We start from the raw sequence: 11,465 nt of genomic DNA on the forward strand, positions 1-11,465 counted from the left end.
CCCCGCGCTTGGTCCCCCTGCCGAAAGGGGCGCAAAAATCGACCGGCAGAAAGGCGCCCGCCACAGGCTTGGCCGCGGACTCGGAGAAATCCTTCGCAGCCTGACGATCGAACAGAGCCTGCGGCGCGTGGTCATTGCCGGCGGCGATACGTCGAGCCACGCGCTGGGCGAGATGGGTGTCGATGCCCTGACAATCCGCATGCCGCTGCCCGCTTCGCCGGGTTCGCCGCTCTGCGTTGCTCACGCGCGCGTCAAGGCGATCGACGGCTTGGAGGTCGCGCTCAAGGGCGGCCAGGTCGGAACCGATCGCTATTTCTCAGCCATCCGCGACGGCCTCGGCGGTTGAAACAACTAACGCCTACGTCCAGGTGATAGCCTGCGGGAACACCTCTGCGCACGAAATGCTCCTTGCCGGGTGGAAATCCCGGTAACACCCGGTATTATCTGCGAAAATGCCGAAATCGGGAGGATGCCGGGTGCAGACCAAGAAGATCATCAATGCCGGCAACCGCGCCGTCGACGAGATGCTGGAAGGCATCCTGGCAGCCCATCCCCGCCATCTCAAAAGCGTGGAGGGTAGCCCACGCTCCATCATCGCCTGCGACGGACCGCGCCAGGGCAAGGTGGGCCTCGTCATTGGCGGCGGCTCGGGCCACGAGCCGAGCTTTCTTGGCTTCGTCGGCAAGGGATTGGCCGATGCGGCGGCCATCGGCAATGTCTTCGCCTCGCCACCGCCGGACCCGATCCTCGAATGCGCAAAGGCAGTCAGCGGCGGCGCCGGCGTGCTGTTCATGTACGGCAACTATGCCGGCGACGTGATGAATTTCGACATGGCGGCCGAGATGGCCGCCATGGACGACATCGAGGTGCGCACGGTGCTGAGCACCGACGACGTCGCCTCGGCACCGCGCGACCAGCGGCACAAGAGGCGCGGCGTCGCCGGCAATTTCTTCATCTTTAAGGCGGCCGGTGCCGCCTGCGACCGGATGCTGTCCTTCGACGAATGCGAGCGCATCGCCGGCAAGGCCAACGACCACACCTTCACCATGGGCGTGGCGCTGTCGCCCTGTTCGCTGCCGCAGACCCGCCGGCCGAATTTCGAGATCGGGCCGGACGAGATGGAGATCGGCATGGGCATCCATGGCGAGCCGGGCATCGCGCGCGAAAAGTTGAAAACAGCCGACGAGATCACCGACGAGATGCTGGACAGGATCCTCGACGAGATGGCGCCTACGCGCGGCGACAAGGTCGCGGTGCTCGTCAATTCGCTGGGCTCAACGCCGCTGATGGAACTCTACATCATGAACCGGCGCGTGAAGCAGAGGCTCGATGAGATCGGTGTGTCCATACACGCAAGCTGGGTCGGCAATTACTGCACCTCGCTCGAAATGGCTGGTGCATCGATCACGCTGCACCAACTCGACGGCGAGTTGCAGACGATGCTGGATCACCCCTGCGACTGCGCCATGTTTCGCGCCGGCTAAACCCACTTCTGTGGCAAGGACTAAGACATGACGACAATCGACACCGCCCACCTTGTCGCGATGTTCGCGGCGATCGCAACCGCCATGTCCGCCGACCGGGACCGACTGTGCGCGCTTGACGGGGTTATCGGCGACGCCGACCACGGCATCGCGATGGAGCTTGGATTTTCCGCTGCACGCGATGCCGTCGCCGCACTGGATGCAGAGGCAACCGACCCGACCACCTTGCTGAACACCGCTGCCAAATCGTTCCTGAATGCCGTCGGCGCTTCCTCCGGGCCGCTCTATGCGACCGCGTTCATGCGGGGCGCGGCAGCCGTCAAGGGCAAGACGACGCTCGACGATTCGGACGTGGTCGCCCTGTTCCAGGCTATGGCCAAGGGCATTCAGGATCGCGGCAAGGCCGAGCCTGGCGAAAAGACGATGATCGATGCATGGGCGCCGGCTGCGCAGGCAGCGGGCGAAGCGCTGACCTCCGGCAAGGATCTGGCGGGCAGTCTCGAAGCTGCTGCACAAGCGGCAAACGCAGGCGCGGAGGCGACTAAGTCGATGGTCGCCACGAAAGGCCGGGCATCGCGCCTCGGCGAACGCTCGCTTGGCCACATGGACCCGGGCGCAGCGTCCGCCGTTACCGTGATCGAGGCGATGCGGGTCGCCTTGACCAGTTAACTCAGTAACGGGTTCCCCGCGTCTTTCAGCGCTTGGCGTCGAGCTTGTCGATGGCCTGCACGTTTGTGGCGGAGGGGCCATTCGGATCGAACTCCGAGGCCAACCATGCGTCGGCGATCGATTTCGCTAGTTCGGGACCGATGACGCGGGCGCCCATGGTGATGATCTGGGCGTTGTTGGACTTGGCGGCGCGCTCGGCGGAATAGGTGTCGTGGGTCAATGCGGCGCGAATGCCCGGGACCTTGTTGGCGGAGATGCTGACGCCGATGCCGGTGCCGCAAAACAGGATGGCCCGGTCGTAATTGCCGTCGAGAATTTCGTGGCCGACCGAGGCGGCGATATCGGCGTAGAATCCGGCCTGGCTTAGGTCGACGACCTGCAGTTCCGGCTTGGTGGCGAGATGCTTGGCGATGACGTCGAGCAGCGGCTTGCCGGCGCTGTCGGCTCCGAGTGCGATCTTCATGATGATGAGCTCCTTTGCTAGGTCTTTTGGCAGTCAGCGCGCGATGGCGGCCGACGCCTTTTTCAGAATGTCGATATAGCCTTCCGCTTGCCACGCCGAGCGGCCGATGAACAGGCCATCGATATGCGGCTGGCCGATGAGTTCGGCCGCGTTGCCTGGATTGACGCTGCCACCATAAAGCACAGGTGGAGCAATCGGCAGCCGGTCGGCGGCAACCTTCTTGATCAGCTGTTGCTGCCTGTCGGCATAGTCGGCGCTTGCGGGAATGCCCTTCTCGCCGATTGCCCAGACGGGCTCGTAGGCAAAGAGGATTTCCGCCTTCAGTTGATCGCCGCTCAGCTCTTGCAGCGCGCCGAGAACCTGTGCCGTCAGCACCGCCTCGGCGCGGCCTGATTCACGCTCAGCCAGCGTCTCGCCGACGCAGATCAGCGGCACGAAACCGTGCCTGACAGCGGCCGCCGTTTTTAGTCCCACAGTCGCATCGGCCTCGCCGAAATGCTCGCGGCGCTCGCTATGGCCGAGTTCGATCACATCCAGCCCGCAATCTTTCAACATCACCGGCGAGATCTCCCCCGTCCAGGCGCCAGCATCGGCCCAATGCATGTTCTGGGCACCGATCTTGACGCGGGTGTTGGCCAGCGCGGCCTTGACCTGGCGCGCTGCGGTGAACGGCGGAATGACGAAGGGCTGTATTGCCAGATCGAAATCGGGCACAAAGGCCGCCAGCGCATCGGCGAACTGCAACGCCTCCGACAGCGTCTTGTTCATCTTCCAGCTCGTGCCGACCCAATATGGGGCCATTCTTCTTCTCCTTCGATACTTTTGCGGCCGAAGCCGGCTTTCGGGCGACGTATTCGCTCAGGTCCGGGGCTTGAGACTGTCGCGACCGCTGTCGATATGAGGGGCCCAGAAATCCACCGACTCGCGGATCATCTCGATAACCTGATGGTCGACTGGTTCCCTCTCCCTGAAGGAAAGTTCAAGGCAAATTTCATTGTCGGTTCCACCGCCCTGCCGAACCGCGTCCAGCAGCTTCTGCGGCACTATGCGGCCGTCCTTGTTGTAGGCGGCCGTGAACGGCCAGTGCCCGCCCTTGTTCATGGAAGACTGCTTGATGTGGATGATCGGCGATTGCAATGGAAACGCTTTCGCCCAAGCATAGGGATCGGTATCGGCAGGATCGGCCGAGGTCACGTCGCCATGGTCGATATCCACCATCATCTTCATCGGTATGGGCAGCTTCGCCGCATCGATGGCGCCTTGCAGCGTGGCGCAGCTTTCGATCGTGTGGCCGAACTCGCGGCCGACCGACATCGGCTCCCAGAACAGGTATGTCAGACCCGCCGCCTTGGCGTGTTCGGCCACCTCGCGCCAGCACTCGAGGGCGATATCGAGAAGCGCTGCCCGCCGTTGCGGATGGTCAAAGTCCTTGTGGGTGAAGATGGCGAACTGCGTGCCCATGCCCGACGCACCGAGTTCCGCGGAAATATCGGCGAAGGTCTTGAACCAGTCGACATAATAGCGCCGCACATCCGCATCCGGGTGGCCGAAATGGTTGAGCCGGCCATAAGGCCCCGTCATGCCGGAGGTGATCTTGACACCGGTCCGCGCCAAGGCGCTGTTGAACCGGCGCAGGAATTTGGCAATCGTCGCCGCCGGCCAGCCCGGATTGACGAATTCATGCGTCAGCTGCACGTCGCGGATGCCGATGCCATAGGCGATCGCATCGATCAGATCGTCTGGATCGGCGAAACGATTGACCAGCGGATTGGTGTTGAGGGAAAGCGTGAAGGCCATCAGTCCGCCGTCGCCATGATGTTATCGAACCAGTCTTCGAATGCTTTCCGTTCGGCCGCATCGATATGCAGGCCATGTTTGGTGCGGCGTTCCAGTATATCGGCTGATGTGCCGGCCCATTCGGTCTCGGCCAGGAACCTTGCCTCCCGTTCATATAGATCGGGACCGAAGCGGCGGCCGAGATCGGCTTCGCGCTGTGCGCCAGCGAGCAATTGCCTGGCGCGGGTGCCATAGCTTCGCGCGTAATGCTTCACCAGCGACGGGCTGAGCCATGAAAACTCGGAATGCAGATCGCTCAGGAACTGCTCGAAGTCCGCATTGGGCAGGTCGCCTCCCGGCAAGGGAATTTTGGCCGTCCAGGCTTTCTTCATCATCGGAAAAAACGGCTGGATCTTTTCCAGCGCGTGTTCCGACAGCTTGCGGAAGGTGGTGATCTTGCCGCCGAATACCGAAAGCAGCGGCGCGTTGCCGTTGGAGGCGTCGAGTTCGAAAATATAGTCGCGCGTCACCGCGCTTGGATTGTCGGCATTGTCGTCATAGAGCGGACGCACGCCCGAGAAACTGTAGACCACGTCCTGTGGCGTCAGCTGCCGCTTGAAATAGCGATTGACCACCTTGATCAGATAGTCGACTTCGCTGGCCTCGGCGACCACTTCCTCGGGCCTGCCTTCGTAGGGAATGTCGGTGGTGCCAATCAGCGCCAGATCGTTCTCATACGGATTGACGAAGATCACCCGCTTGTCGTTGTTCTGAATGAGATAGGCTTGCCGCCCCTCCCAGAATTTGGGCACGACGATATGGCTGCCCTTCACCAGACGAACATTGCGGGTGGAATTCTGGCCGGCGACGCGGCTGACAATGTCGTTGACCCAGGGGCCTGCCGCGTTGACCAGCGCCCGCGCCCGGACCTTCGTCACCGAACCCGTGCGACCATCCTGCATGTCGATCGACCACAGTCCGTTTTCGCGACGGGCCGCGACACAGGCGGTGCGCGTGAGCACTCTGGCACCGCGCTGCCGGGCATCCAGAGCGTTGAGCAGCACCAGGCGCGCATCGTCGACCCAGCAGTCGGAATATTCGAAACCGCGCTTGAACTCGTCCTTGATTGGCGCACCTTCCGGCGCAGTCTTGAGGTTCAGTGTTCTTGTCCCCGGCAGGCGTTTACGGCCGCCAAGGTGGTCGTAGAGAAACAGCCCGAGCCGGACCAGCCATGCCGGCCTGTCTTGCGGGCTGTGCGGAAGAACGAAGCGCATCGGCCAGATGATGTGCGGCGCCGCCTCGAGCAGCACCTCGCGTTCGATCAGTGCTTCGCGAACCAGCCGGAATTCATAATATTCGAGGTAGCGCAGGCCGCCATGCACCAGCTTGCCGGAGCGCGAGCTCGTGCCTTGCGCGAGATCGTCCTTTTCGCACAGGATGACGGACAGCCCGCGACCTGCCGCATCACGCGCTATGCCGGCTCCATTGACGCCGCCGCCGATCACGAAGAGATCGACGACATCTGTTGTATTGCTCAAGATCCTGCTCCTGTGCGGTGCGCCATGCCCTTCCACACCGGCCGAAGCGCCTGACGCGCTGCAACGAAGGAAGGGAAGAGGGCATCGTAGGTTTGCGAAAGCGCCTCGTCATAGGCATCGCAGTCGCCGAGAAGCGGCGTCACCCATTCGGCGGCGCAGTCTTCCATCGAGCCATAGACGCCGAGGCCGACCGCGGCCATCATCGCGGCGCCTGCCGCGCCGGCTTCCTGGCGACTGCTGGTGCGCACCTGTGCCCTTGTCGCCGCTGCGATGATGCGGCGTAGGGACGGGCTGCGCGCGGCGCCGCCCGACAGGCGGATTTCGCCCGGCACGGCGCCCATCGCCTGGTAGCAATCGCGTGCGGCGAAGGCCAGTCCCTCGAGGACGCCGCGCGCCAGATCGCCAAAGCCATGCTTGACCGAAAGGCCGATGAATCCCGCGCGTGCGTCAGGATCGACGAACGGTCCTCTTTCACCGGCCAGCGATATATAAGGCTGGTAGATCAGCGAACCAGGCTCCGATGCTTCCACCCAAGCGTCGAGGGCCTTCAGCAACTCGTCATGAGAAGGCTTGCCGCCAGCCGTGGCGAGCACGTCGCGCGCTAGGCCAAGCACCCAATCTATGTTGAGCGTCGCCGCCATGTTGGACTGCAATTGGGCAAAGGCGCCTGGAATAGGCATGGCGATCGTGTAGCCGGAGCCATCGTCGTTCAGCACGACATCGTCGGGAGTGGCGGCAAAGCGTGTGTGTATGCCGGTCGAGCCGATGACCGTGCAGCCGACATTGCCCGAGGGATCATAGAGGCCGGCTCCGAGCGCCGTCATGACCATATCGACGTAACCCAGCACCACCGGCGTGCCTTCGAGCAGGCCGGTCTCTGCCGCCGCCGACCGCGACAGCGGATGATGGTCGGTGGTGCCTTCGAGCATGGGAGGCAACAGGCGGCGATGCGTCGTCAGATCCAGGATGTCGAGGGCTTCGTCGGAATAGCTGCGCGACCGAAAATCGCCGAAGGTGAAGGTTCCCTCGGAGGGATCCGTGGCGCGTTCGCCTGTCATCTTGAAGTAGAGCCAATCCTTGCAATGCAGGGCGGTCGCCGCCCGCTCCAGCATGTCGGAATAGTTTTTTTTCATGAAGGCAAGCTGGGCGCCTTGCTGGCAGGAATTGAGACCCGTGCCGGTCAACTCGAACCGCCTGCGATCCCGGGGATCGGCGCGCATCTCGTCCACCAAATGTCCAGCGCGGGCATCGAGCCACAGCCAGGCGCGCGAGACAGGCAAGCCCTCGCCATCGATCAGCCAGGTTCCGTCGCCCTGCCCGGTGATGGCCACCGCTGCGGTTCGTTGCGCGAGGTCGGGAACCTTGGCCGCGAGATCGCGAACGGTCCGCGCCATGTCGCGCCAGGTCTGGTCGAGGTCCTGCTCGGCGCCGCCGCCTTCCAGCGTGACGAAGCTGTTGGGCACCGACGTCATGGCGAGCTGCCGCCCGGACAGGTCGAAAGCGATCGATTTGATCACCGACGTTCCCGCGTCGATGCCGATCAGCAGGTCTTTCATGCCGCAAATTCCGGTTGGTTGCGAAGGCGGTTCACGAGGGCAGTCATTTCGTAGAAGAGGCAGGGAGTGTCCGCAAGGACACCCCCTGTACAGGTATTACTCAGACAGCACGAAGGGTGCGGTGTACTTGTCGACATTGTCCTTGGTGATGAGAAGGCAATCGAACAGCTGCTTCTCGGTCGCCGCACCGGTGGCACCTGTCTTGATGAACGAGTCCGCCTGCTGCACGGCCTTGGCCGAGAAGATGGCGACCGGCTGAAGCACGGTGTACTGCAGTTCGCCGGACTTGATCGCCGCAACCGCATCCGGGGAGCCGTCGAAGCCGCCGACCTTGATGCCGGCGAGCTTGCCGGCTTCCTTCAGCGCCGCAACCGCGCCAAGCGCCATCTCGTCATTGCCGCTGATCACGGCGATGATGTCGGGATTGGCCTGCAGCATGCTCTGCATCTTGTCGTGGCCCTGGGTACGATCCCAGTTGGCGACCTGCGAAGCAGCCTTTTCGAGATCCGGGTACTGGCTCAGCACAGTCGCGTAACCGTTCGAGCGCGTAGCGGCGTTGTTGTCAGACGGGGCGCCGAGCAGTTCGACATATTTGCCCTTTTCGCCGACGGCCTGCACCCACTGCTGGGCACCGAGAGCAGCGCCTTGCGCGTTGTTGGAAACGAGCTGACCCTTGGCGAGGCCTTCCTGATTGATCTCGGCATTGACGAGGAACACCGGGATGTTGGCTGCAATCGCCTTCTTCACCGCACCGACAGAGCCGTCAGCGTTGGCCGGATCGAGGATGATCGCCACCGACTTGTTGGTGATGGCGGTGTCGATCAAATTGCTTTCGGTATTGGTATCGCCCTTGTGGGCGCCGACATTGGCTGTATAGCCAAGCTTCTCGGCCTCGGCCTTGGCGACGTTGCCCTCAGTCAGCCAGTAGGGGTTGGCCGGATCGTTGACGATGATCGAGATCAGGCCCGCGGCTGACGCGGCGGCCGTGAACCCGACGACCATCGCGGCGGCGAGCAGACTTTTCAGCATGGTTTTCATGTACATTCCTCCAATGATTACGCGGTGTTGCTGCCAGTTCACCTGGCAATCTTCCCTTGGGCAGGATTGGCCGGTTCGGCCTTCCCCCGTTTCTGAGAAGTCGGTTGGCCACCTGTCGCGCTTGGGAGCTTGCTACGGCGGCGATACTGAACGGCATTGAGGAGCACGGCGAGCACGATGACCGCGCCCGTGAACACTGTCTGCCAGTAGGATGAGATGCCGATGATCACCAGACCGTCGGACAGGAAGCCGATGACGAAGGCCCCGAGCAGGGTTCCGCGGATGTTGCCACGGCCGCCGGTCAGTGCCGCGCCGCCGATGACGACGGCCGCGATGGCCGTCAATTCGTAGGTGGTGCCCGCGGTCGGTCCCGCCGACGTCAACTGCGATGACAGGATCAGGCCGGCAATAGCGGCGCAGATGCCTGACAGCACATAGACCGAAATCTGCACCGTCTTGACCGGAACGCCGGACAGTTCGGCCGCGCGCTCGTTGCCGCCCGAGGCGTAGAGCCAGCGCCCGAAGGCGGTGCGGTTCAACACGATGCTGCCGATCAGCGCGATGACCACGAGAACCACGACGCCCGTCGGCACGCCGAACAAGCGGTTGAAGCCAAGCGCATCGAAGCCGGTGTTTCCGAGCTCCGGCTTGCCGCCGAGATTGTTATAGGTCAGGCCGCTGGTCATCAGCAGCGCCAGGCCGCGCGCCATGTACATGACGCCGAGCGTGGCGACGAACGCCGGAACCTTGAAGCGCGCAATGAGCACGCCGTTGATCAGCCCGACGACCGCGCCCAGCATGCAGGCCAGCACCGCAACCACCCAGACCGGCGGATAGAGAACGACGCCCAGCCAGGTCAGCGTCACCCCTTGCATCAGGAATCCGGCAACGACGCCGGCCAAACCCAGCGTCGACCCCACCGACAGATCGATGCCGCCATTGAGGATGACGAGCAGCATGCCGATCGCGAGGATTCCGAAGATGGCGACATGCGAAGCCATGGTCAGGAAGTTCGCCACCGAGAGGTAGTAGGGCGACAGGATCGAGAAGACGACGATGATGACGATCAGGGCAAAGAAGGCCCGGCCCTCGAGCAGCAACTTGGCGAGATCGAAGCCTTCGCTCGCGCTTGGACTGGACTGTTTTCTGGCCTGGCTGACGTCGGTCATGGGTCTGGGCTCCGAAATTCTGGTGATCAGGCGACCACGGCTTCGCCGGAGGCGGCCATGATCTGCTCTTTGGTGGCGTTGGCGCCGAATTCAGCTGAAATCCTGCCACGCCGCATGACGACGATGCGGTGGGCAATGCTGAGGCATTCGTTGACCTCAGAGGTCGAGAAGACGACCGCAAGCCCTTGAGCGGCGCGTTCGCTCAACAAGCGGAAGACCTCGGCCTTGGCGCCAACATCGATGCCGCGGCTCGGCTCGTCGAGGAGGATGACCTTGGGCTTGGTCGTCAGCATCTTGCCGATGACGACCTTCTGCTGATTGCCACCCGACAGCGATCCGATCATGGCGTTGCCACCTGCGGTCTTGACAGTCACCTTGCGGATCGAGTCTTCGACCAGCTCTCGCTCCCTGGAACGGGACAGAAACAGCCCCTTGGCGAACGCCTCGATGCTGGCAAGCGAGAGATTGCGGCCGACGGTCATCGTTTGCACCAGCCCGTCGCGCTGGCGGTCCTCGGGGACCAGCACAAGCCCTCTGGAGATGCGCTGGGCAATGCTCAACCCCGAGACGTCCTCGCCTTCCAGAAGCGCGCGACCGCCCGCCATCGGCACTCGTCCGGCGACGGCCTCCAGCAATTCCGTGCGCCCGGCGCCCATTAGCCCATAGATGCAGACGATCTCGCCGGCCCTGACGTCCAGCGACAGGTGATCGACGACGGAATAGCCCGAGCCCGAAGTGTCAACGACGCTGACGTCCTCGATCGAAAGGGCGACCTCGCCGAACGCATGACCGGTCGGCGGCGAGCCGAGATCGAAATTCTCGCCGACCATGTTGCGCACGATCCACTCGAGGTCGATGTCCCTGGCTTCGGCCGTTGCCGTTATGGCGCCGTCGCGCAGGACAACGGCGTAGTCGGTGATCTGCAGCGCTTCTTCGAGGTGATGTGAAATGTAGACGATGGAGACGCCGCGGCTGGTCAGATCGCGGATCACCTTGAACAGCACCTCGACCTCGGTTGCACTGAGCGCGGAGGTCGGCTCGTCCATGATGAGGATGCGTGAATCGACCGACAGCGCCCGCGCGATCTCGACGATCTGCTGTTGACCCAGGCGCAGATCCTCGACGAGAGTCATCGGGTCGATGTCCTCTTCGAGATCGGCCATCAGCGCGCGCGCCTGGCGCGATTCTTCGGCGAAGTCGAGGCCGGTTCTGGTGCGCAGTTCGCGGCCCATGAAGATGTTGTCGCGAACGCTGAGGTTCGGCGCCAGGCTGAGTTCCTGGTGGATGATCGAGATGCCGCGATCGCGCGCGTCCGAGGATGAGGAGAAGCTGACGAGATTGCCGTCGAGCACGATGTCGCCGGATGTCGGCGTGACGACGCCGGACAGGATCTTCATCAGCGTCGACTTGCCGGCGCCGTTCTCGCCGAACAGCGTCGTGACCTTGCCGCGATGGATGTCGAAATTGACGCCCTTGAGCGCATGAACGCCGCCATACGACATGACGATGTTGCGCGCCGAAAGCACGGCGTCGCCGGTCGCGGGTCCGGTGTCTGCAGCCGCGCTCATTTGACCTCCAGCCTCACCGGAGTGACCAGCCAGCTCTTCGGGTTGACCAGCTTGAATGCGCCTACCACCGATACGGTCTTGCCGGTCAAGGTGCTGGTGTCGACCTTGGCCAGGACTTCCTTCTTCATCTCGTTGTTCAACGCCGAACCGGCGTCCTGGTATTCGATCTGGTTGGTGAACTGGCCGAATGTGATCTTGCCGGTG

At 63.0% G+C, this 11,465-nt stretch carries 12 protein-coding genes; 3 read left to right on the forward strand and 9 right to left on the reverse strand.

The genetic code is table 11. The annotated features are described in order from the left end of the window. From EN964_RS11130 to dhaL, 3 genes are all read left to right on the forward strand, one after another. Positions 1 to 346 (forward strand): nucleotide-binding domain containing protein (locus tag EN964_RS11130; protein WP_281059556.1); only part of this gene is annotated, 346 nt, incomplete at its 5' end. A gap of 130 nt (positions 347 to 476) precedes the next feature. Further along, positions 477 to 1,484, forward strand: a complete 1,008-nt coding sequence (locus EN964_RS11135) for a dihydroxyacetone kinase subunit DhaK (protein WP_127269790.1) — start codon at positions 477 to 479, stop codon at positions 1,482 to 1,484. Positions 1,485 to 1,511: 27 nt separating this feature from the next. Continuing rightward, positions 1,512 to 2,153, forward strand: a complete 642-nt coding sequence (gene dhaL, locus EN964_RS11140) for a dihydroxyacetone kinase subunit DhaL (protein WP_127269792.1) — start codon at positions 1,512 to 1,514, stop codon at positions 2,151 to 2,153. Between the two features lie 25 nt (positions 2,154 to 2,178). On the opposite strand, the gene EN964_RS11145 is transcribed toward dhaL, so the two are convergent. From EN964_RS11145 to EN964_RS11185, 9 genes are all read right to left on the reverse strand, one after another. Further along, a complete protein-coding gene (locus tag EN964_RS11145; RefSeq protein WP_013533067.1) occupies positions 2,179 to 2,616 on the reverse strand; it encodes an RpiB/LacA/LacB family sugar-phosphate isomerase in 438 nt (145 codons plus the stop codon). Positions 2,617 to 2,649: 33 nt separating this feature from the next. Then, on the reverse strand, positions 2,650 to 3,417 hold the full coding sequence (locus EN964_RS11150) for a triose-phosphate isomerase (RefSeq protein ID WP_127269794.1): 768 nt from the start codon (positions 3,415 to 3,417) through the stop codon (positions 2,650 to 2,652). A 57-nt stretch (positions 3,418 to 3,474) separates the two neighbouring features. Next, the gene (locus tag EN964_RS11155; RefSeq protein WP_127268470.1) at positions 3,475 to 4,413 is read right to left on the reverse strand and encodes a sugar phosphate isomerase/epimerase; all 939 of its coding nucleotides are present in this window, start codon (positions 4,411 to 4,413) and stop codon (positions 3,475 to 3,477) included. After that, positions 4,413 to 5,930 (reverse strand): glycerol-3-phosphate dehydrogenase, encoded by a 1,518-nt coding sequence (locus EN964_RS11160; protein WP_127268471.1) that lies wholly within the window; start codon positions 5,928 to 5,930, stop codon positions 4,413 to 4,415. The genes EN964_RS11155 and EN964_RS11160 overlap by 1 nt, the downstream gene beginning before the upstream one ends. Then, positions 5,927 to 7,486, reverse strand: coding sequence for an FGGY-family carbohydrate kinase (locus EN964_RS11165; protein WP_127268472.1), 1,560 nt, complete (start codon positions 7,484 to 7,486; stop codon positions 5,927 to 5,929). The genes EN964_RS11160 and EN964_RS11165 overlap by 4 nt, the downstream gene beginning before the upstream one ends. 96 nt (positions 7,487 to 7,582) lie before the next feature. Next, positions 7,583 to 8,524, reverse strand: coding sequence for a D-ribose ABC transporter substrate-binding protein (locus EN964_RS11170; protein ID WP_013533072.1), 942 nt, complete (start codon positions 8,522 to 8,524; stop codon positions 7,583 to 7,585). A 38-nt stretch (positions 8,525 to 8,562) separates the two neighbouring features. Next, complete coding sequence (locus EN964_RS11175) at positions 8,563 to 9,693, reverse strand: ABC transporter permease (RefSeq protein WP_127268473.1); 1,131 nt, start codon at positions 9,691 to 9,693, stop codon at positions 8,563 to 8,565. A gap of 26 nt (positions 9,694 to 9,719) precedes the next feature. Continuing rightward, positions 9,720 to 11,261 carry a sugar ABC transporter ATP-binding protein gene (locus EN964_RS11180; RefSeq protein WP_127269796.1) on the reverse strand — a complete coding sequence of 514 codons (1,542 nt, stop codon included), beginning with the start codon at positions 11,259 to 11,261 and terminating at the stop codon, positions 9,720 to 9,722. After that, on the reverse strand, positions 11,258 to 11,465 hold a 208-nt coding region (locus EN964_RS11185; protein WP_127276357.1), incomplete at its 5' end, for a DUF2291 family protein. The genes EN964_RS11180 and EN964_RS11185, both read right to left, overlap by 4 nt.

This window comes from Mesorhizobium sp. M7A.F.Ca.CA.001.10.2.1 (assembly GCF_003998575.1).
Taxonomy (GTDB): domain Bacteria; phylum Pseudomonadota; class Alphaproteobacteria; order Rhizobiales; family Rhizobiaceae; genus Mesorhizobium.

What these genes read in the sequence shown, in the direction of transcription:
- dhaL (WP_127269792.1), top strand. Translation starts at nt 1,512, where the DNA reads ATGACGACAATCGACACCGCCCACCTTGTCGCGATGTTCGCGGCGATC.
- EN964_RS11145 (WP_013533067.1), bottom strand. Translation starts at nt 2,616, where the DNA reads ATGAAGATCGCACTCGGAGCCGACAGCGCCGGCAAGCCGCTGCTCGAC.
- EN964_RS11150 (WP_127269794.1), bottom strand. Translation starts at nt 3,417, where the DNA reads ATGGCCCCATATTGGGTCGGCACGAGCTGGAAGATGAACAAGACGCTG.
- EN964_RS11155 (WP_127268470.1), bottom strand. Translation starts at nt 4,413, where the DNA reads ATGGCCTTCACGCTTTCCCTCAACACCAATCCGCTGGTCAATCGTTTC.
- EN964_RS11165 (WP_127268472.1), bottom strand. Translation starts at nt 7,486, where the DNA reads ATGAAAGACCTGCTGATCGGCATCGACGCGGGAACGTCGGTGATCAAA.
- EN964_RS11170 (WP_013533072.1), bottom strand. Translation starts at nt 8,524, where the DNA reads ATGAAAACCATGCTGAAAAGTCTGCTCGCCGCCGCGATGGTCGTCGGG.
- EN964_RS11175 (WP_127268473.1), bottom strand. Translation starts at nt 9,693, where the DNA reads ATGACCGACGTCAGCCAGGCCAGAAAACAGTCCAGTCCAAGCGCGAGC.
- EN964_RS11180 (WP_127269796.1), bottom strand. Translation starts at nt 11,261, where the DNA reads ATGAGCGCGGCTGCAGACACCGGACCCGCGACCGGCGACGCCGTGCTT.